Source organism: Mesorhizobium sp. KACC 23794 (genome assembly GCF_052180275.1).
Lineage (GTDB): Bacteria > Pseudomonadota > Alphaproteobacteria > Rhizobiales > Rhizobiaceae > Kumtagia.
Genome location: NZ_CP197465.1, coordinates 2,232,027 through 2,252,552, shown reverse-complemented (window position 1 = coordinate 2,252,552; position 20,526 = coordinate 2,232,027). Strand labels below are relative to the sequence as shown.

At 65.6% G+C, this 20,526-nt stretch carries 15 protein-coding genes and 2 pseudogenes; 7 read left to right on the top strand and 10 right to left on the bottom strand.

Annotated features, from left to right (window positions below):
- Window positions 1-11 precede the first annotated feature (11 nt).
- Both ACSBOB_RS11035 and ACSBOB_RS11030 read left to right on the top strand, forming a co-directional pair.
- Window positions 12-2,110 (top strand): annotated as a pseudogene (locus ACSBOB_RS11035) (hypothetical protein); the annotation flags it as partial.
- Window positions 2,096-2,998, top strand: a pseudogene (locus tag ACSBOB_RS11030) (integrase core domain-containing protein); the annotation flags it as partial. The pseudogenes ACSBOB_RS11035 and ACSBOB_RS11030, both read left to right, overlap by 15 nt.
- Before the next feature lie 204 nt (window positions 2,999-3,202).
- Here ACSBOB_RS11030 and ACSBOB_RS11025 read toward each other — a convergent pair.
- The 5 genes from ACSBOB_RS11025 to ACSBOB_RS11005 all read right to left on the bottom strand — a co-directional run bounded on the left by ACSBOB_RS11025 (window position 3,203) and on the right by ACSBOB_RS11005 (window position 9,681).
- The gene (locus ACSBOB_RS11025; RefSeq protein WP_442582439.1) at window positions 3,203-4,048 is read right to left on the bottom strand and encodes a patatin-like phospholipase family protein; all 846 of its coding nucleotides are present in this window, start codon (window positions 4,046-4,048) and stop codon (window positions 3,203-3,205) included.
- Window positions 4,048-5,391, bottom strand: a complete 1,344-nt coding sequence (locus ACSBOB_RS11020; RefSeq protein WP_442582438.1) for a M16 family metallopeptidase — start codon at window positions 5,389-5,391, stop codon at window positions 4,048-4,050. Before ACSBOB_RS11020 ends, ACSBOB_RS11025 begins: the two co-directional genes overlap by 1 nt.
- A gap of 29 nt (window positions 5,392-5,420) precedes the next feature.
- Window positions 5,421-6,800, bottom strand: a complete 1,380-nt coding sequence (locus tag ACSBOB_RS11015) for a M16 family metallopeptidase (RefSeq protein ID WP_442582437.1) — start codon at window positions 6,798-6,800, stop codon at window positions 5,421-5,423.
- Window positions 6,801-6,896: 96 nt separating this feature from the next.
- Window positions 6,897-7,451, bottom strand: coding sequence for a 16S rRNA (guanine(966)-N(2))-methyltransferase RsmD (gene rsmD, locus ACSBOB_RS11010; RefSeq protein ID WP_442582436.1), 555 nt, complete (start codon window positions 7,449-7,451; stop codon window positions 6,897-6,899).
- Window positions 7,452-7,458: 7 nt separating this feature from the next.
- On the bottom strand, window positions 7,459-9,681 hold the full coding sequence (locus tag ACSBOB_RS11005) for a pseudouridine synthase (RefSeq protein ID WP_442582435.1): 2,223 nt from the start codon (window positions 9,679-9,681) through the stop codon (window positions 7,459-7,461).
- A gap of 77 nt (window positions 9,682-9,758) precedes the next feature.
- Here ACSBOB_RS11005 and ACSBOB_RS11000 point away from each other — a divergent pair, with 77 nt between their 5' ends.
- Window positions 9,759-10,205, top strand: coding sequence for a nucleoside deaminase (locus tag ACSBOB_RS11000; protein ID WP_442582434.1), 447 nt, complete (start codon window positions 9,759-9,761; stop codon window positions 10,203-10,205).
- 224 nt (window positions 10,206-10,429) lie between these two features.
- Here the strand turns inward: ACSBOB_RS11000 and ACSBOB_RS10995 are convergent, their stop codons facing one another.
- Together ACSBOB_RS10995 and ileS are read right to left on the bottom strand one after the other, a co-directional pair.
- Window positions 10,430-11,119: a hypothetical protein gene (locus ACSBOB_RS10995; RefSeq protein WP_442582433.1), complete on the bottom strand. Its 690-nt coding sequence runs from the start codon at window positions 11,117-11,119 to the stop codon at window positions 10,430-10,432.
- A gap of 143 nt (window positions 11,120-11,262) precedes the next feature.
- The gene (gene ileS / locus ACSBOB_RS10990) at window positions 11,263-14,427 is read right to left on the bottom strand and encodes an isoleucine--tRNA ligase (protein WP_442582432.1); all 3,165 of its coding nucleotides are present in this window, start codon (window positions 14,425-14,427) and stop codon (window positions 11,263-11,265) included.
- Between the two features lie 292 nt (window positions 14,428-14,719).
- On the opposite strand from ileS, the gene parS reads away from it, so the two are divergent.
- Both parS and ACSBOB_RS10980 read left to right on the top strand, forming a co-directional pair.
- Window positions 14,720-15,085, top strand: coding sequence for a type II RES/Xre toxin-antitoxin system antitoxin (gene parS, locus ACSBOB_RS10985; protein WP_442582431.1), 366 nt, complete (start codon window positions 14,720-14,722; stop codon window positions 15,083-15,085).
- Between the two features lie 2 nt (window positions 15,086-15,087).
- The gene (locus ACSBOB_RS10980; RefSeq protein WP_442582430.1) at window positions 15,088-15,522 is read left to right on the top strand and encodes an RES family NAD+ phosphorylase; all 435 of its coding nucleotides are present in this window, start codon (window positions 15,088-15,090) and stop codon (window positions 15,520-15,522) included.
- A 24-nt stretch (window positions 15,523-15,546) separates the two neighbouring features.
- Here the strand turns inward: ACSBOB_RS10980 and ACSBOB_RS10975 are convergent, their stop codons facing one another.
- On the bottom strand, window positions 15,547-16,362 hold the full coding sequence (locus ACSBOB_RS10975; RefSeq protein ID WP_442583707.1) for a MipA/OmpV family protein: 816 nt from the start codon (window positions 16,360-16,362) through the stop codon (window positions 15,547-15,549).
- Window positions 16,363-16,630: 268 nt separating this feature from the next.
- Here ACSBOB_RS10975 and ACSBOB_RS10970 point away from each other — a divergent pair, with 268 nt between their 5' ends.
- On the top strand, window positions 16,631-17,686 hold the full coding sequence (locus ACSBOB_RS10970) for a hypothetical protein (RefSeq protein ID WP_442582429.1): 1,056 nt from the start codon (window positions 16,631-16,633) through the stop codon (window positions 17,684-17,686).
- A 237-nt stretch (window positions 17,687-17,923) separates the two neighbouring features.
- Window positions 17,924-18,487 carry an HdeD family acid-resistance protein gene (locus tag ACSBOB_RS10965; protein ID WP_442582428.1) on the top strand — a complete coding sequence of 188 codons (564 nt, stop codon included), beginning with the start codon at window positions 17,924-17,926 and terminating at the stop codon, window positions 18,485-18,487.
- A gap of 3 nt (window positions 18,488-18,490) precedes the next feature.
- On the opposite strand, the gene ACSBOB_RS10960 is transcribed toward ACSBOB_RS10965, so the two are convergent.
- Together ACSBOB_RS10960 and ACSBOB_RS10955 are read right to left on the bottom strand one after the other, a co-directional pair.
- The gene (locus ACSBOB_RS10960; protein WP_442582427.1) at window positions 18,491-19,477 is read right to left on the bottom strand and encodes a bifunctional riboflavin kinase/FAD synthetase; all 987 of its coding nucleotides are present in this window, start codon (window positions 19,475-19,477) and stop codon (window positions 18,491-18,493) included.
- A 15-nt stretch (window positions 19,478-19,492) separates the two neighbouring features.
- Window positions 19,493-20,344 (bottom strand): TIGR01459 family HAD-type hydrolase, encoded by an 852-nt coding sequence (locus ACSBOB_RS10955; RefSeq protein ID WP_442582426.1) that lies wholly within the window; start codon window positions 20,342-20,344, stop codon window positions 19,493-19,495.
- Window positions 20,345-20,526: the final 182 nt, after the last annotated feature.

The following is a 20,526-nucleotide window of genomic DNA, read 5'->3' as shown; positions in this document are numbered from 1 at the left end:
CAGCACTGGATATGAAGGACGATCTCTTCCTGCGCCGGCCGCTGCCGGCGGGTGCGCCGATCGCCTACTGGCAACTCGGCGCCACAGCCGAGCAGCGCTACGACGTGCCGGATCAGCCGATGCAGGGGGAGATGGACCCCTTCTTCTTCCTGACCAAACACAAGAATTTCATTCCGCACGAATATCCGTGCCGGACGGTCTTTGCCAAAGAGCGACGTGGAAAACGGCCCGAGCCGATGGGCGAATTCGCGCCGGTGCACAACTGGCTGCCCTTCGGCGCGCCACGGATCGACCTGTCGGGTTTCTGGTTCCGCCCGACAACACTCGGCACCTGGGCACGCACGTTCCTGACGTCGGAAACGCCCGGATGGGCGACGCTGAGGCTCGGCACCTGCGGAGGGGCGATTCTGTTCGTCAACGGCAAGGAAGTCGGCTGGATGGCGGACTATGTCCGCAACCTCGAGGCCAAGCGCGAGTTCAGCATCGATCTCGATGCCGGCGCGAACGAACTGAAAATCTGGTTCGACGACCTCGCCGAACGCGATGCCCGCTATTTCTTCCAGCGCGACTATGTCGCCGGTCCAAGCGTCTCGCAGGCGCTGCCGGTTCCGTTAGATGGCCTGATTGCGGCCGCCGTCGAGGCCGCACTTGACAACATGCATTTCGCGAAACCGGCCTACAAGGCCGGAAGCGTCGCGCTCCTGACAGGCGCACCTTTGCCGGCGACGGCCGATGTTTCGGTCAAGATCGCCGGCGACTTCATGTCGTCCGAAAGCTTTGCGCTTCGGACCCGCCTCGAAGCCGGCGCCGCAAGGCTGCCCCTGGCCGAGACCGAAGACCTGCCGGCGGATTTCCGGCATTTCGAGGTGACGCTGAATGTCGGCGGCTTCGCGGCGACCAGAGTGTTCGGGGTCGAGATCTGCCACGCGGAACGGCAAGGCAGGCTGGCGCCCGTGGCGCTCGACGCGCGCATCGCGGAAGCGCTCGACGAAGTGTCGGAGCATGCCGAAGCGGACACTGTGCGGGCGCTGGCGCGGCTGGCTTCCAGGCGCGCCGGAGCCGAGACCGATCGCATGATCCTCGACATGCTGCCGGCGATCGAGGATTGCCACGACTGCGCCGATTTCATCCTGGTGCCGCTACTGTGGTCCCGCAAGGCTTTTGTGGACGGCATCGCGCCGGACGTGCTTGGCCGCATCGACGGCGCCATCCTCGGCTACCGCTACTGGATGGACGAGCCCGGCAACGACGTACAGTGGTATTTTTCGGAAAACCACGCTCTGCTTTTCCACACCGCCGCTTATCTCGGCGGCGCGCTGTTGCCCAAGGGCCGTTTTGTGCGCTCCGGCCGCACCGGCACGGAGCAGTCGAAGGTAGGGCTGGAGCGGGTCCGTGCCTGGCTGGATCATTTCGAAAAATGGGAAATGGCCGAGTTCAACTCGGCGCCTTATTTCCCGATCGATCTCAAAGGCCTGACCACGCTGATGGCGCTGGCGCCGGACGCCGACGTGCGCGAGCGCGCAAGCGCGGCGATCGTCCGGCTGCTGGAGATCGTGGCGCGCTCGGCGCATCACGGCGTGCTGACCGGCGCGCAGGGCCGCTCCTACGAGCACACTTTGCGCGCCGCCTCCTCGCTGGAGCTTTCGAGCATCGCCCGCATGCTATGGGGGACAGGTTATTACGGCCGGCGCTTCCAGGCGCTGCCGCAACTGGCGCTCTGCCTGCGCGATCACGGCCTGCGCCTGCCGGTGGAGTTGCAGGCGGTCGCCACCTACAACCATGCCGACGCGCAGAAATGGTGCTTTGCCCAGGGCCAGGACCGGATCGCAAAGCTCTATCACTACAAGACCAGCGACTACGCGATGGGCACGGCGGCGCATTACCGCTGGAACGAGTGGGGTACCAGGAGACGGTGCTGCACCTGCGGCTGGGCGAAAATCCCGATCCGCAGATCTGGATCAACCACCCCGGCGAGACAATCCATTCCGGCTATGGAAGGCCGTCCTACTGGGGCGGGTCCGGCACGCTGCCGCGCATCCACCAGTATCGCGGCCTCGCGATCATGCTGTTTGCCTGCGCCGCCGAGCAGCCGGATCCGGCGACGGCCTGGCCGTCGGCCTCGACGGCGGGCGCCATCCTTCAGCGGCACGGCCTGGTGGGGCGGCGGCGCGACCGCTGGAAGGGAGCCGGCAACGGCCCGTGGCCCGAGCCGGATGCGCCGAACGCGGTGTGGACGGGCGACCACAAGGGCTAGTTCAGGACCGGCGACGGCTGGCGCTGCGAGCCGCTGACGGTGATGGACGCCAAAAGCCGCTATCTGCTGGCGCTGGAGGCGACCGGCTCGACCGGCGAACAGGAGGCCTGGCCGGTGTTCGAGCGGCTGTTTTGCGAGCACGGGCTGCCCGATCGCATCCGCACCGACAAAGGCCCGCCCTTCGCGGCAAGCGGCGTCACCGGGCTGCCGAAGCTTGCGCTGCGCTTCATCCGGCTGGGGATTGCGCTGGAGCGCATCGACCCGGGCAAGCCGCAGCAGAACGGAGGCCACGAGCGCTTCCACCTGATCATGCTGCCGCTGGCGAAAGCGCCCGAGGCCGACCGCGCCGCGCAGGCCGAACGGTTCGAGGCATTCCGGCGCGAATACAATGGCGAGCGTCCGCACGAGGCGCTCGCCATGGACACGCCGGCCGACCACTACCGGCCCTCGACGCGCAAGATGCCGGCCAGTCCGCCCGAGCCCGACTATCCGGCCGAGGCGGCGGTGCGCAAGGTGCGCCACAACGGCGCCGTCAAATGGCAAGGCGCCGAGGTCTACGTCTCGGCGACGCTGGCCGGCGAGCCGGTCGCCATCGAGGAGACCGAGAGCGGCGAATGGGCGATGCGCTTCCACCCCCATCGCCTCGGCTTCATCGACGGCAAGCGCGCAAGGCTGGTCCGCAAAACCGCCTTGCAACCCAAACCAGCCGCCGATCTTGCGGACCAGCAGCGGGAAGAACCGTAACCCATGTATCCGGTTCATTCCGTTACCCATCCATCGACTGGACACCGGCAGGCGGATGAGGGGCGGCGCAGACGGTCACAGTCAACGACCGCTGGTATCAGTGTCCTGTCAGGGCCCTGATGTCATTTCGGTCGGAGCGCGCGCCAGACTGGATCAGGACATCGGGCGTACCAAAATGCCCCGCCACTACGCGGTTCACCGGGGTCACCCCCCGCCGCGCGCCTCGCGGCTCGCGACCGCCTTTTCGATCGCCTGCTTCAGCTCGTCCTTGATGCCGACCGTATCGGACAGCACCGCCTCGACCTTCATGAAATCCAGCACGCGGAAACGCGACACCGGCGGGCGCAGCAGGATGTCGGGCTGCGTATGCTCCAATTTGCCGGCGATGATCGACTGCATCAGCAACTGGGTGGCGCCGAACATCAGGTCGATCGAGTTGGGACGCTGCCGCGCGTTTTCTTCGGGCGCGCCGACGACGTCGATGGCGATCACGATGTCCGCCAGCCCCGACAGCAGGTCGAACGGCACGGGATTGTAGATACCGCCGTCGATCAGCAGCACACCGTCGCGCCGCACCGGCTTGAACACCGCCGGAATGGCCGCGGATGCGCCAAGCGCCGAGATCAGGTCTCCCTTCTCGAACACCGCGAGCTTGTGGCCGTAGAAATCGGTCGCCGTGACCTTCAGCGGGATCTTCAGATCCTCGAAATGATCGGGGATGGCGTCCGGCAGGAACGCCTTGAGGATGCGCTCTATGTTGAACTGGCTGACCCGGATGCCGCCCTGCAGGGCCTCGGCGAAGCTGCCGGGCCGCGTCTGCCAGATGCGGCTCGCCACCTCGGCGCGGCGGCCGAGGATGGAGCCGGCGTAATGATGGATGTCGCGGCCGGTCATGCCGGCCGCCATGCCGGCGCCCATGATGGCGCCGATCGAGGAACCGGAGATCGCCACGGGCCGGATGCCGAGTTCGTCCAGCGCCTCGACGACATGGATATGTGCGAGCCCTCTCGCTCCGCCTCCGCCAAACGCGACGGCGAATGTCGGGCTCATCAGTTTCCTTGCTCCGCCTTGGCTTCCGCCGGCCCGACGATCAGCACCGCCGGCTCGGCCGTCAGCAGCCGCTTGGCGACGGCCTTCGCCTGGTCCAGCGTCACACCGTTGATGTAATCAGCGCGCCGCTCGAAATAATCCGCACCCAGGCCGTCGATCTGCAACTCGACCAGGGTCGACGCGATCGAACTCGAGGAGTTCAGATTGTTGATGGCGTAAGCGCCGATCAGGTACTTCTTGGCCGCCGCCAGTTCCGCCTCGGTGGGGCCGCCTTCCGCCATCTCCTCGACCACGTCGCGGATGATGCCGAGCGTTTCGCTGCCCTTGCCGGCGCGTGTCGACGTGCCAATGGTCAGCGCGTTGGCATGCTCATAGTTCATGATCGATGAATCGATACCGTAGGTCAGCCCGCGCTTCTCGCGCACCTCGCGAAACAGCCGCGAGGTGAAGGAGCCGCCGCCGAGGATATGGTTCATCACCACCGCCGGGAAGAAATCAGCGTCCTTGCGCGGCACGCCGGGATAGGCGAGGTGCAGGCTGGTCTGCGGCAGCGCGTATTCGTAGCGCACCTCCTGGTCGAGTTTTGGCGTGATGTCGGCCACCGGCGTCAGCACCGGCTTTTCCGGCAAGGCGCCGAACAGCTTGTCCAGATCGCGCTTCAGCGTCTCCGCGTCGATCGCGCCGACCACCGCGACATGCAGTTGCTCACGGGCGAACAGCGCCTTGTGGAAGGCCCGCAAATCGTCGGCGGTGATCGTCTTCAGCGACTCCTCCGTGCCGTCGTCGGGGCGGGCATAGGGATGATCGCCATAGAGCGCCTTCAGCCAGAGGCGCGACGCCTCGGTCTCGGGGTTCTTGGCTTTCGACTGTATGCCCGAAACGATCTGGCCGCGGATGCGGTCGACCGGCGCCTGGTCGAAGCGCGGCGCGGTGATCGCCAGCCGCATCAGCTCCAGCGCCTCGTCCTTCTGCTCGGCCAGCATGCGCATCGAGCCGTAGATGTTGTCGCGGCTGGCGCGAAAGCTCATCTCCGCGCCGGCATCGTCCAGCCGTGTCTGGAAGGCGTCGCTGTCGAGGTCGCCGGCGCCTTCGTCGAACAGGCCGGTGATCAGGTTGGCCATGCCCTCCTTGCCGACGGGGTCCTGAGACTCGCCGCCCTCGACCGAGAAGCGCAGCGAGACGATCGGCACGGAATAGTCCTCGACCAGCCAGGCGGTGACGCCGCTGTCGGATTTGACTTCCTGGATCTTGACGGCGGCTTGCGCGGGAAAGTTCACGAGCAGCAGCAGGACGCCAAAGGCCGCAAACCAGGCGGCAGCATGGGTCGTTATCCGATTTCGCATAAGAACTCCGGAATTCATGCTCGCGCCCCTCAATTCGATGCGTCCTGCGGCGGCAGCAGATAGGCGCTGACCGACTGTTGGGGCTTCAAATATTTGACGGCGGCGGCCTGGACCTGCGCCGCCGTAACGGCCTTGATCTTGTCAGGCCACGCCTGCACGTCCTTGACGGTGCTGCCGGTGGTCAGCGCCGATCCATACATGTTCGCCATGCTCGACGGGCTGTCCTGCGCGAAGATCATGCTGCGCACGAGGCGGTTCTTGGCCTTCTGGAGCTCGTCTTCGGTGACGCCGTCCTTCTGGATGCGCGTCACCTCGGCGTTGATGGCCGTTTCCAGCCTGGCGAGGCCTTCGGCGTCGCGCGGCGAGCCGTAGACGGTGAAGCTGGTCTCGTCGAGCGCGGTGCCGTCATAATAGGCCCCGGTGCCGGCCGCGGCGTCGCTCTTCACCACCAGCTGCTGGTAGAGGCGGCTGCGCGTGCCGCCGCCGAGGATCTCGGACAGCAGGTCCAGCGCCTCCGCCTCGCCCGGCTCGGCGGTGCGGTAGGACGGCGCCAGCCAGTATCGTGCGAAGCTCGGGATGCTGACGCGGGGATCCGTCATGGTGACGGTGCGGCTGGTGTTCTGCTCCGGCTCGGTCGGACGGTCGCGCGGCGGCAGGTCGGGGCCGCGCGCCACCTTGCCGTAGGTCTCTTCCGCCAGCTTGCGGACCGTGTCGGTCTCGACGTCGCCGGCCACCACCAAAACAGCGTTGTTCGGCGTATAATACTGGTTGTAGAAGGCGACCGCGTCGGCGCGGTTCAGCTTTTCCATCTCCTGCATCCAGCCGATCACCGGCACGCGATAGGGATGGTTCTGGTAGAGCGTCGCCTGCACCTCTTCCGACAGCAGCGCCTCCGGGTCGCCCTCGATGCGCGAGCGGCGCTCTTCCAGCACCACGTCGCGCTCCGGCCCGATCACAGCGTCGGTGAGGATCAGGTTGCGCATGCGGTCGGCTTCCAGAGCCATCATCGTGCCCAGCGCATCCGGCGGGACCGTCTCGTGATAGGCGGTGTAGTCGTAGGAGGTGAAAGCGTTCTCGCTGCCGCCGATCGAGGCCACCGCCGCGTCGAACTCGCCAGGCTTGTGGTTCGTCGTGCCCTTGAACATCAGGTGCTCGAAGAAATGCGCGATGCCGGATTTTCCGGGCGGTTCGTCGGCGCTGCCCACCTTGTACCACACCATGTGGGTGACGATCGGGGCGCGGTGGTCGGGGATGACAACGACCTCCATGCCGTTCGACAGCGTGAAGTCGGCGACCGGCTCGCGCTTGGCTTGCGCATCGGCGAAGGCGGAGCCCGCCGGCAGCACGATGACGAAAGACAGGAAAAGGCTGGCGAGGCGGCGGCGGACCGGACGGTCTTCGAAATTCATGAAGGCTCCTGGGCTCTTTGGTCCCGCCTTATATGGGCCGCGAACCGCCAGCGGAAAGTGAATTGTTCGTCATGTTGCCGTGGAGCAAGGCCGAATTCAGGCAGCTTCGAGGAACCGGATGACGGTTTCGCCGTAACCTCGCTCGTCCAGCACGGTAAATCCGTCGACGGGGCCGAACGCCGCCGAGGCGGTTTCCTCGATCACGCAAAGCGCCCGCGGCGCAAGCCAGCCCCCGGTACGGGCGGACAGCAGAGCCTGCTCGCCCAGCCCCTTGCCATAGGGCGGATCAGCAAACACCAGCCCGAAAGGCTGGATGGTTCCCGCCTCGCCCAGCTTCGTCGCGTCGCGCCGGAAGATCTTGGTGCGCCCGGTCAGGCCGAAGGACTCGACATTGGTGCGGACCAGCCCCCTGCCCTCCGCCGATTCCTCGATGAACATGGCGAAAGCCGCACCGCGCGACAGCGCCTCCAGCCCGAGTGCGCCGGTTCCCGCGAACAGGTCGAGCACGCGCGCGCCAGCGAGCCGCTCGCCAAACCGGTGGGCGACCACGTTGAACACGGATTCGCGGGTGCGGTCGGTGGTCGGCCGGATGTCCTGCGAACGCGGCGTGGCCAGAGGCCTGCCGCGAAACTCTCCCCCGACGATCCGCATGCGCGGGCTACTCGTCGGTGCGCGGCTTGCGGGGACGTGTCGGGCGGTCGCCCGGACCGCCATCCCTGCCCTCGCCGCGCGGCTTGCCGAACGGCTTTGCAGCGCCGGGCTTGCCATAGGCCGGCTTGCGGCTCTTCCTGGCTTCCGCGTCGGCTTTCTCGGCAGCAATCCGCCCAGCGCCCTGCGGCCGGGAGCCGGGAGCCATCCAGACATTGGCCTTGCGCTGGCCCGGCGGCTCGATCGGCCGCTGCTCGCGCTCGCCAAACTTCTTGCCACGCGGCGGCCTGTCGCCGAAAGCGGGCTTCGCGCCGCGCTCGAATTTCGCGCCCGGCGGTCCACGCTCGGGTTTCGCGCCGAAACCGCCGCGATCCGGCTTTGTCGAAAGCTTGCCCAGCGCATCGTCACGGGTGTTCTCGCGGCGCTTGCGGTTCTTGATCAGTCCGCCCTCGCCGATGCGTCCGGGCATGCCGTCGCGCACGATCTTCGGCCGATCGGCCACCTCGACTGGAGCCTCGATTCCGCGCACCGGTCTGTTGGAGAACGGCTTTATGACCTCGGCTTCGAAATTCGCGCCGGATTCCTCGATCAGGCGCTCGCCGAGCTGGTCGCGCAGCAGGCGGCCTTTCAACTCCTGGACATTGCCTTCCGGCAGTTCGCCGAGCTGGAACGGGCCGAACGAGATGCGGATCAGCCGCGTCACGTCAAGCCCGAGCGAACCCAGGATGTTCTTGACCTCGCGGTTCTTGCCTTCGCGCAGGCCGAGCGTCAGCCAGGCATTGGAGCCCTGCTCGCGGTCGAGCGACGCCTCGATCGAGCCGTAGAACACACCGTCGACGGCGATGCCGTCCTTCAATGCGGCCAGCGCCGTTTCCTCGACCTTGCCATGCACCCGCGCCCGGTAGCGCCGCAGCCAGCCGGTCGCCGGCAGTTCCAGCGTCCGCGCGAGCCCGCCATCGTTGGTGAGCAGCAGCAGGCCCTCTGTGTTGATGTCAAGCCGGCCGATGGTCATCAGCCGCGGCAGGTCGGGAGGCAGCACGTCGAACACCGTGCGGCGGCCTTCCGGATCGCGGCTGGTGGTGACCACGCCGGCCGGCTTGTGGAACAGGAACAGCCGCGTGCGCTCGACCGGCGGCAACGGCGCGCCGTCGAGTTCGATCGTGTCGTCCGTCGTCACGTTGAAGGCAGGGCTGGCCAGCACCTTGCCGTTGACCCTGACGCGGCCGGCGGCGATCAGCTCTTCCGCATCGCGCCGGGATGCGATGCCGACCCGCGCCAACCGCTTGGCGATGCGCTCGCCCCCCTCCTCGGCGGAAATCGGCGCCCGCACATAGGGTTTTCGGTCTCCCGACGATCTCGCCGGCGCGCCATCGCGCTTCTCGAAGGGCTTTCGCATCGGACGCGAACCATCGTCCGGTCTGTCGAAGCGGCGCGGGCGCTCTCCCTGCTCGCGCGGGCGGTCGTCGCGCTCGAACCTGCGCACCGTGCGCTCCCCCTCGCCGGAGGCTGCTTCCGGGCGGCGCTTGGTAAACGGCCTGTCTCCCGCATCGGCGCGCAACGGCCGCCCCGATCGCTGCGGCCTTGCAGCATCGCCCTCGCGCGGCGCGCCGCGTTCGGCGCGGCCCGGACGCGGGCTGCCTGCGTCGCGCGGCTTGAAAGCCCTGTCTTCACGCGGCTTGAACGGCCGGTCCTCGCGGGGCGTAAACGTCTTGCCTTCTGGACGCGGGCGATACGGTTTTCCGGTGCGTTCGCCGGAAGCGGCCTCGCCTGCTTCGCGCGGCTTGTACGCCCGGTCCTCGCGCGGCTTGAAGGCCCTGTCTTCACGCGGCTTGAACGGCCTGTCCTCGCGGGGCGCAAACGACTTGCCTTCGGCACGCGGGCGGGACGGCCTGGCGGCGCGTTCGCCGGAAGCGGCGTCGCCGGCCTCGCGCGGACGGTAGGCCGGCCGCTCGGCGCGAGCCGGCCGTTCGCCCGTCGCGGCGTCGCCGTAGCTGCGCTTGGCGGCAGGCTTGTCGCCGTCGCGAAACGGTTTACCGGCCTTGCCGCCGAAACCCGTCTTCGCCCCGAACGCGGGCTTGCCGCCCTTGGCTCCGAAACCCGGCTTGCCCTTCGGGCCGAAGCCCGGTTTGCCGCCCTTCGCGCCGGGTCCGCCGCTGCGCGTCCGGCCGCCGGATTTGCGGTCGCCGGGAGCGCGTGCGCCCTTGCCTGAAGGTTTTTTCCGATCGTCGTCCATGTGGGCCTTTGCCTTTCCGGGCGGGGTGTAGCAGTAACGTTCCAGACGCGCGAGGGAAATGTCTTCATGGTCACCCGGTGAAACGCCCGGATTTCATGAGTTTTGCGCTTGCCGAGGCCGCGGCCGCGGCCGCCCGCGGAGAAGTTCCGGTCGGCGCCGTTCTGGTGCGCGGCGCCGAAATCCTCGCCAGCGCCGGGAACCGTACGCGCGAGTTGAAGGACGCCACCGCCCATGCCGAGATGCTGGTAATCCGCGAGGCGTCCCGAAAGCTCGACGCCGAGCGCCTGACCGGCTGCGATCTCTACGTCACGCTCGAACCCTGCGCCATGTGCGCGGCAGCGATCTCATTCGCGCGGGTGCGACGGCTCTATTTCGGCGCGTCGGACGAAAAAGGCGGCGCGGTGGTCAGCGGCACGCGTTTCTATGCATCGCCGACCTGCCATCACGCCCCGGAAATCTATCCGGGCATCGGCGAGCGCGCCGCCGCCGAAATCCTCACGGCGTTCTTCCAGAACCGCCGTTAGCGCCGACGAATAGGTCCAGTGGCTGTTTACTTTGACCCTCCGCGCCGCCCCGACGGTCAAGGCAAATGACCCTAGGTAATAAGTCCAGCTTCAAAAAGCAGGCTGAACCGAAAAGGCTGTCGTTTGGGGTCGCGAAGCGCCAAGCGGATGGCTATCTGGGGTGCCTGAACACCGGGGATGCAGAACGCCGCAATCTGCAGGCCAGCCTCACCCGAAGCTGGCCGCTACCAGGGCAGGATATCGGCCCAGCTCTTGTCGCTCTTCTTGCGCGCTTCCGCCTTCAGGCGGCGTTCCTTCTTGAGCTCGTCCTCGCCGAGATCGCCGACGGGTGCGGCGGCCGACGCCTGGCGGTAGTCGAGCGGCGGCTCGCTGAGGAAATTGCGCCTATCCGGATTGCCTTGCTTGCTCTCGGCCAGCTTCTTGCGGAACGCCGCGCTCTGGGCCGCGGAAGAGCCCGTGCCGACCGGCTCCACGCCGGTCTCCAGGTGACGGGTGTTCATCACCGGGTTCTTCTCCGTCGGCCGCGCCGATGCCCTCGCCATGTCGGAATCGATGCTCGGCCGCCAACCCGGATCGTCGCGGTGCTCGTCGGCATCGGCGCGAAGCCGCGCCCGCTTCTGCTCCGGCGATTCGGGCCAGGCAGGATTTCCGGCCTCAGCAATGCTTTCCTGCGGCACGGGCAGCACGGCGGCGGAGCCTTTCACCGGCTTCACCAGTTCGGGCCTCGGCTTGTAGCTGATCGGCGCACGCTCGGGCGGAGCCAGCGACAAGATGCTGCTGACGTCGCCGACGAGCTGCTCGCCCGCGGTCTTGTCAGTTCCGTAGGTCGGCGAGCCCATGCAGCCCGAAAGTGCCGCTCCCGCGATCGCCAGACCGGCTGCGGCCGCGATGCCGGAACGGCGGTCTCCCGTCATGCCAAGAAATATCACTGCGATAAGCCTCTTAAGAGTCGCCTGATGGCCCCGTCACCGCATGGCCATAGAATCTGGCGATAGTTTGTCGCCGGATTGGTTAATCTACCGTATGCGGTGAGGTATAACAACGCATACGCCAATTTTCATGCCAGCCGGCCGAGGCTGCGAAGTTCCCGCAACGCTGCCGCGTCACGCGCCGACACATCCGGGAAATCCGCATCCAGACCGACATCGTCCGTGTAGCGCCAGGAGCGGGCGCACTTCGTGCCCGACGCCAGACGCGGCGCGACAGCGACGCCGGCCACGTCGTCCAACCGGAAGGCATCCGCCGTGGCTTCGCCGGTGGAGACGTCGATGCCGCTGGTGATCGCGACCTCAGCCATGTCGACATCCCTGATCGCGGCAAACAGGTCGGGATCCGTCACGAACACTGTGGGTGCTGCCTCCAGCGACGAGCCGATCACTTTCTTCGCCCGCTCGATCTCGAGCGCAGCCGTCACCACGCCGCGCACCTTGCGCACCTTGCGCCACTTTTCCGCCAGCGCATCGTCGCGCCAGCCGGCGGGCACGGCTGGAAACTGCTCCAGATGGATCGAGCGCCGGTCGGGATAACGCTCCAGCCAGGCTTCCTCGGTGGTGAAGGGCAGCATCGGCGCCAGCCAGGTCGCCAGATGATCGAACAGGTGCCGCACCACCTGCACCGCCGCCAGCCGCCGCCGGCTCGACGGCGCGTCGCAGTAGAGCGCGTCCTTACGGATGTCGAAATAGAAGGCCGACAGGTCGACGACCATGAAATCCAGCAGCGATTTGGTGACGCGCTTGAAGTCGAAGGCGTCGTAGCCGCCGCGCACCACCTCGTCGAGCTCCGACAGCCGGTGCAGCATAAGCCGCTCCAGCTCCGGCATCTCGGCCAGCGGCACCGTCGTGCCATCGTCATGCGCCAGCGTGCCCAGCATCCAGCGGATGGTGTTGCGCAGTTTTCTGTAGGCGTCGATGTTGGTCTGCAGCACGTTCTTGCCGAGCCGCTGGTCTTCCCAATAGTCCGTGGTCATCACCCACAAGCGAAGGATGTCGGCGCCGGACTGCTTCATCACGTCCTGCGGGACGACCGTGTTGCCGAGCGACTTCGACATTTTTCGGCCTTCCTCGTCCATGGTGAAGCCATGGGTGACGACCGTGTCGTAGGGTGCCCTGCCCCGCGTTCCGCAGCTTTCGAGCAGCGAGGAATGGAACCAGCCGCGATGCTGGTCGGACCCTTCCAGATAGACATCCGCCGGCCATTTCAGGTCCGGCCGGTCCTCCAGGGTGAAGGTGTGCGTCGAGCCGGAATCGAACCAGACATCAAGGATGTCCTTGACCATGGTCCATTTGGCGGCGTCGTGGGCGTTGCCGAGGAAACGCTCTTTTGCGCCTTCCGCGAACCAGGCGTCGGCGCCCTCTTTCTCGAAGGCGTCGAGGATGCGCTGGTTGACCGCCTCGTCCTTCAGCACATTGCCGTCCTCGTCGGCGAAGACGCAGATCGGCACGCCCCAGGCGCGCTGGCGCGACAGAACCCAGTCGGGCCGCTCGGCGATCATGGCGCGAAGCCGCGTCTGCCCCGCCGCCGGCACGAAACGCGTGGCGTCGATGGCTGCCAGAGCGCGCGAGCGCAAGGTATCGGGCTGGCTCTTACCCTCCCCTTGAGGGGGAGGGTCGGCGCGAAGCGCCGGGGTGGGGTGGCCGGCGCCAACACCCCCACCCGCGCCTTCGGCGCGACCTCCCCCCTCGGAGGGGGAGGTGGGCGCGAGCCCGAACCCGCCGAGTTCCTTGTCCATATAGACGAACCACTGCGGCGTGTTGCGGAAGATCACCGGCTTCTTCGAGCGCCAGCTATGCGGATACTGGTGTTTCAAGCGGCCGCGCGCGAACAGCATGTTGCGCTCGATCAGCGCGTCGATGACCGCCTTGTTGGCGTCGCCCTTCTTGCCGGAATCGTCGATGACACGCGCCGCACCGCCCGCGCGGTCGGGGCCAAAGCCGGGCGCATCCTTGGTGAAGAAGCCTGCATCGTCGACGGTGAAGGGGATCGCCGTGTCGATGCCACGCGCGGACAGGTCCTTTCCGGCCGACATCCAAGCGTCGAAGTCTTCGCGGCCATGGCCGGGCGCGGTATGCACGAAGCCCGTGCCGGCGTCGTCGGTGACGTGGTCGCCGGGGAGCATGGGGACGGGGAAGTCGTAGCCGCCTCCGAGACCGGCGAACGGGTGCGAGAGCGTAAGACCTTCAAGTTCTTCCGCCGATACATTGCGAAGAAGCTCCAGCGTGATCTTAGCTTTTGCGGCGGAATCGTCGGCGAGGGCTTCCGCGAAGATCAGCTTTTCGCCGGGCTGCGGGCCGAAATCGTTCTCGGCAGCAGTCACCTGATAAAGACCGTAGGCAACGCGCGGCGAATAGGCGACCGCCCGATTGCCAGGCAGCGTCCATGGCGTAGTCGTCCAGATGACGACGGAGGCGTCTTTCAAGCTGTACTTAACGCGGAAAACTTCGACGGCCTCTTGGGGGGCAAACTCATCCGATTCAATCGCAAGCGCTTTACGCACTCGGTATACGCCAGAATCTGAATCCTTTCCCTCATCCACCACCGGAAACTTCACCCAGACCGTGTCGCTCTCGTAATCCGCATACTCGACCTCGGCCTCGGCCAGCGCGGTGCGCTCGACCACGCTCCACATCACCGGCTTCGACCCGCGATAAAGCTGGCCGCTCGCGGCAAACTTCAGAAGCTCGCCGGCGATGCGCGACTCGGCGTGGAAATTCATCGTCGTGTAGGGGTTCTTGAAGTCGCCGACGACGCCGAGCCGCTGGAACTCGCCGCCCTGCACGGCGATCCATTTTTCCGCATAGGCGCGGCATTCCTGCCGGAACGCGACCATCGCGGCGGGGTCGGACAGGTCGGGTTTTGCCTTGCCCTTGGAGCGGTAGTTCTCCTCCTCGATCTTCCACTCGATCGGCAGGCCGTGGCAGTCCCAGCCCGGCACGTAGTTGGAATCGTAGCCGCGCATCTGGAACGAGCGGGTGATCACGTCCTTGAGGATCTTGTTCAGCGCATGGCCGATGTGGATGTTGCCGTTGGCATAGGGCGGGCCGTCATGCAGCACGTATTTCGGCCGCCCCGCGGCGTCCTCGCGCAGCAGGCGGTAAAGGTCCATCTCCTGCCAGCGGGCGACAGTCTGCGGCTCCTTCTCCGGCAGGCCGGCGCGCATCGGAAACTCCGTCTGCGGCAGATAAAGCGTCTTGGAATAGTCGAGTTTTGTGGGTGCGTCGGTCATCGTCTTGCCATTGTGGACTGCCCGGCCGGAAAGCCAGGGCGTTCAACTATCACGAACTGGGAAAAGCGCGAGTGCGCTCGGGGCAAAAATCTCCCGGGGCTTCCGGCGGCTCAGGCCGCCCGGAAGGCCGGGCACATAATTCGTATCGTGGCGGCGACGCTGCGCGCTGCGGAAGTCATAGTGCGCTGTTTAACGGAGGAGCAGCAAAGAGTGAAGCGGAATGTGCCCGGCTTGCGGCGTCTGCCATCTGCCCGTATATTCCCGGGCAGATGGCAGACCAAGGAGACTTTCCATGGGCGTAGTTGCGATGATCACGGAACTCCCTCTGCAGTCGCCAGACAAGATTGACCAGTTGCGTGCCTTCGGATTCACCAATGACGAAATCGATGCCTTGGTCGTATCGCGTCGCACGCTCGCGCGCCGCAAGGCAGGCAACGAGCCGCTGTCGGTAGCCGAGAGCGACCGCGCATTGAGGCTCGAACGGATTGCAGAGCATGCGGATCGCGTTTTCGGCAATCGCCAGAAAGCGCAGCGTTGGCTGCGCAGCGAGATCATCGCGCTCGACGGAGTGCGCCCTATCGACCTCTTGCGTACCGAGGCCGGAGCGCGGGAAGTGGAACAGGAACTTCACCGCATCGACTACGGTATGCTCGCCTGAGCATGCGCGTCTGGCGCATTTCCAATTTCGCGGATTTGACTGGAAATGGCGGCCTCCATGGCGAGGGCCGCTGGCACGCCAAAGGTGTCCCGATCATCTACTGCGCGGACCATCCTTCGACGTCGTTGCTCGAAATACTCGTCCATGCCAACCGTCAGACAGTGCCGGACTTCTACCAGTTGATCGAAATCGACGTTCCGGACGCGGTAAGTCATTTCAGTCCCGATATAGTCGAGGGCTGGCAGATCGATCAGCACCGAACACGCCAGATCGGCATGCGCTTCATCAGGGAGGGACGCTTTGCCATGATGAAAGTCCCATCGGTCGTCATGCCGAGGGCACTGAGCTTCATCGTCAACCCCCTGCACCGCGAAGCCGCAGCGATCAGGATCGTCGGCGTGGAACGTTATCCCTTCGACAGTCGGCTTTTCGCCTGAACCGGTTGGGAGTCTGTTGGCAGTCTACGGTATCTTGAAATCGAACCGATACGTCGTCGACATTCCGACCATGAACTGGTTTACCGAGCCGCGTTCCTTGACCAGCGAGGAATCCGCCGCAGGCCCCAGCAGCCTCGCATATTCGCCGAACAGGCTGGCGGTGACCTTTTCCGTCGCCTTCCAGGTGATCGCGCCGCCTACGCCGGCCGACTTCAGCCCGCCGCCCGGATCGTATTCGGCGAGGCCCGATGCCGCGCTTTCCTCCGCATTGACGCCATAATAGGTGTCGAAATAATCGGCGGAGGCGAAGGACAGGCGCGGGCCGCCCGAAACCCGGATCGTCTCGGTAACGTCCTTGAAGGCGTCGACCGCGATGTCGCCGACCATGCCTTCATGGGCGCGGAGGCCTTGCCGCAATTCGCCGCGCACGCGCAGCCAGTCGGTCGGATAGAATTCGGCGAAGGCGCCGAGTTCGCCGCCCCATTTCACATCGTTCAGCCCCTTCAACTCGTCGGAGTCGCTGGAGTCGCGTGAAAAGAGGATCTTGCCGACGGGGCCGGTCCGGAACGAACCGGTGTCCATCAAGGAGAGGGAAATATTGTCGTTGCGCGAGGTGAAGCGCGCCTCGGGTCCCACCTTGCCCAGCGAGATCATTGGTGTGGCGCGGAAGACCATGTCGCTGGCGCCCTCGAATTCGGGGGCGGCGAAACCCGCCGCGCCGACGGTCAGGTACCAGTCGCCATGCACCCAATCGAAGAAGCCGGACGTCTCGCCAGCCTGGGCGGAGGCGGCCGTGCCGCCCAGGAAAGCCGCGACGGCCAAGGCAACAATCCGTTTCATCATGCTCGAACCCGATCCGCTGCCCCCGACGGCCCGGTTCTGGACGAAGTTCGGTAAAGTTTGATTTAAAATCTTCCAACGGGTTTTACGATCGAGGAGGGGTCGTCGCTGCGCACGGGCGCACCCGCGCTTTCGATGTCTGCCCGCCCGGCGAAACGAAGTGGACACGGACGGCGCATCAAGCGGCGTATTTTTGTTACAAACTCCACATACAATGCCAAGCCTTCAACATCTTGCGATCAATCGCAGCCAGGGAGCGAGGTCGGACATGGGTTGGGTCAAAACCGTTTCGGCGGATGCCAGCAACAAGATAAGGCTGAAATTGAACGAGGTCGGCCTGTCGCTCGACGGCAAGCGCTGGTGGATCACGGGCTACTCGCGCCACTACAACGGCTTCGAGTTCCACTGCGACCAGTACGAACGCCTCATGACGATGGCGGAACACAATACACGGTTCCGCAAGCATGACGTCACGCTGCCTGGGGAGCATGATCCGTGGCGGGATGCCGGGATCGATGCGTTCGGCTACAGCCAGACCCACACCTACAACTACCTTCACCTGGACATCTCGACCAACAAGCCGGGCCTGTGCCGCGTCTATATCGCGCCGCATGACTGGGGCCGCATGGGCGACCCTCAGGGTGGCCCGCCGAAATATCTGAGCAACGGCGTCTACCTCGCTATCGCGAAACGCACTTCGGTGCTCGGAATCAAGCTGGAGGAATTCATCGACGGCGAACCCGCGATCGGCGGCACGACGCTGGACGGGATCAATTTCAATCCGCGCAACTACAAGAAGCTCGCACAGGCCGTCCGGGACGCACAGAAGGCCAACGGCAAGTCCTTCATCGAAGGCAAGAAGCAGGCCGGGCCGGACGCCATCGACATGTCCTTCCTTGCCACCAGCGGCACCGGTTTCCGCGAGATCTCATGGACCGACGGGCAGGCCGCGACGCTCGACTTCAGCGCCCTGCACCTGGCCCTCTCCCCCGTCCGCTGCAACGTCCACATCGACGAGTTCGGGGTGGTCGTCGGCGGACCGGAGGGCGACATATCGCTGTCGCCGAACGCCCTCCACCACATCGCCAACGAACTGATCCTGAAGACCATCATAAAGGAATTCCTCTACGACAAGGTCAAACTGCCCAAATGGGTCATCGACCATCTGTTCGTGGAACTCCCGAATTCGTCGGGCAGCTTCAACCGGGCCGGCTGGGGTGTCGAGATCTATCCCTGGAAATCCGTCCGGATAACGGCCGGGCATTCCTGCACCCTCAATGACGGCGATTGCCGGAAGACATTCACGTTCAGCAAGTCGTTCTGAGGACCTGCCGCCCGTCCGGAAGGAAGTTCGGGGTGCCATGAAATCGGAACGGCAGGCCGCCGATCGGCGAGGCCGGCCCAATCGTTCTCGATGCACCGGGCAGCGTTTTGCGATTTCCCGTAATATTCTTTTTCGTTCTGAACGCTATCGTTCGCATTCCATCCGCTGGACGGGAACCTTACGCAGCGGTAACCTCCACCTGCCGATGTGCTTCAGCATTTCAACGAGGTGGCTTAGATGACGGTATCCGAAGGGACTCAGGGTTCGCTGAATGAAGCCAACCGGGAGACGCGGACAAAATGGGGCTGGTTCGTCGTACTGGGCTTGCTTCTTCTTGTTCTTGGCGTGATCGCCGCCGGCAACCTTCTCGTCGCCACCGCCGCGTCCGTATTCTTCGTCGGATGGATGATGATCGCGGGCGGCGTGATGGAGATCGTCCACGCGTTTGGCGTGAAGACTTGGGGCAGCTTCTTCTGGTGGCTGATTAGCGGCCTGCTTTACATCGTCGCCGGCTATCTGGCCTTCACCAACCCCTTGCTCGCCTCTGCAATCCTGACCTTGTTTCTGGCCATCACGCTGGTGGTATCGGGATTGCTGCGCATCTGGGTCGGGTTTACCGGCAAATCGCTCTCCGGCTGGGGTTGGATCGTCGCCTCGGGTGTCATCACGACGCTTGCCGGCCTGGTCATCTGGAGCGGCTGGCCGGTCAACAGCCTGTGGATCCTGGGCATCTTCCTGGCGGTCGACCTGATTATCCAGGGCGTCAGCTTCATCGCCTTCGGTTTCGGCCTGAAGAGATAAGCGTCAGAAGGCCAGCCGCACATCCAGTTCCGACAGCGGCCTGACGCCCGCAAGCAGCGCGCGGGCCTCTTCCTTGTCGCGGTTCATCTGGTCGAGCAGCGCGTCCAGCCCGTCGAACTTCTCCTCGCCGCGCTGGTAGGCGAAGAACGATACGTCGCAGACCTCGCCGTAGAGGTCGCCTTCGAAATCGAAGACATAGGTCTCCAGCAATGGCTCGCCGTCGGTATCGACCGTCGGGCGACGGCCGAAACTCGCCACGCCGTCATGCAGGTCGCCATTCGCCCGGCGCAGCCGCACCGCGTAGATGCCGTGGCGCAGCACCGCGTCTTCCGGCAGCACCATGTTGGCAGTCGGGAAACCCAGCGTGCGGCCGAGCTTCTTGCCGTGGATGACCTCGCTCTCGACGGTGAAGCGATAGCCGAGCAGTCCATTGGCCTCCGGCACGTCGCCGGCCGCCAGCAGGCTCCTGATCCGGCTGGACGAGACGACGTCGCCGCCCTCGTCGCTGAATGCCTCGACCCGCGTGACGCCAAAACCCCTGCCCGCAGCGGCCTCCATCAGGAAGCCTGGGTTGCCCTGCCGGTTCCTGCCGAAGTGGAAATCGAAACCCGTCACGACATGGCCGACGCCGAGTTGCCGGACCAGCACCTCGTCGATGAAGTCATTGGCCGACAGACCGGCGAAGTCGCGGGTGAATTCTCTCTCGACGATGGCGTCGAAACCGAGCAGCCTTGTCAGCCGCGCCCTCACCGGCGCCGGCGTGATGCGCGGCAGGGCGATATCCGGGCGAAACACCGAGCGCGGATGCGGCTCGAAGGTCAGCACCAGCGCCGGGATGCCGAGGGCTCGCGCCTCCTGCAGCGCCCGCTCCAGAACGGCCTGGTGGCCGCGATGCATCCCGTCGAAATTGCCGATCGCCACTACGCCGCCGCGCAACCGCCCGGGGAGCGCCTGCGAACCCTTCAGCCAATCGAAACCGCCTGTCGTCATGATGCGCGGATCCGTTTATCTCAGCCGCGGGATCACGGCGACGGGCGACCGGCCGTGATGCTGCAGAAAGGCCGCGAGGCGTTCGCGGTCGGGATCGTCGACATCGCCATAATCCCTGGCGTGGATTCCGCCGGAAACATAGAAGGCATCGATGCCATTGTCGGCGGCGCCCTTGATGTCGGTCAGCATGCCGTCGCCGATCGCCAGCGCATCGGCTTCCGCGACAGGGCGGCCCAGCACCTCGCCGGCCGCGGCAAGCGCCGCCACATAGATCGGCCGATGCGGCTTGCCGGCGATCAGCGTGCGGCCGCCGAGCAGGGCGTAGTCGCGCGCCAGCGCGCCGGCGCAGAAGATCATCTTGTGGCCGCGCTCCACGACGATGTCCGGATTGGCGCAGATGAATGGCAGGTCGCGCGAGCGAAGGCGGCGAAGCTGTTCCGCATAATCCTCCGGCGTCTCCAGCTCGTCCTCGAACAGGCCGGTGCAGACGATCGCCGACGCTTCCTGCTCTTCGACAAGCTCGACATCGATGCCGTCGAAGATCGGCTGGTCACGCTCCGGCCCGAGATGGAAGATGCGGCGCGGCCCCTGGCGGATCAGGTCGCGGGTGACATCGCCGGAGGTCACGACGCGGTCCCATGCGCTGTCCGGCACGCCGAGCGCCGCGAGTTGCTCCTCCACCCCTTCATGCGGGCGCGGCGAATTGGTGATCAGCACCACCGCCAGCCCCTTTTCGCGCGCCCGCCCTAGCGCCACACCGGCATCCGGATAGGCCGAGACGCCGTTGTGGACGACACCCCATACGTCGCAGAGCACGGCGGAATACGAGCCGGAAAGCTCGTCCAGCGATTCAACGAAGTCTACCAAAGCCGCACCGCACCTGACATTTCGCTCGTGTCCCGGCCGCAGGAGTTGCGGCCGGCCGCGCCCGGATTAACCGAGAGTGTTCACCCTGTCACCAGCTTTGACTGAACAGCCCTGCCCTACCGTACAAAATGGCTTCCGGAAAGCCGCTTCCATATCATCCCGGCCGCTCCCGCCGTGCGGCA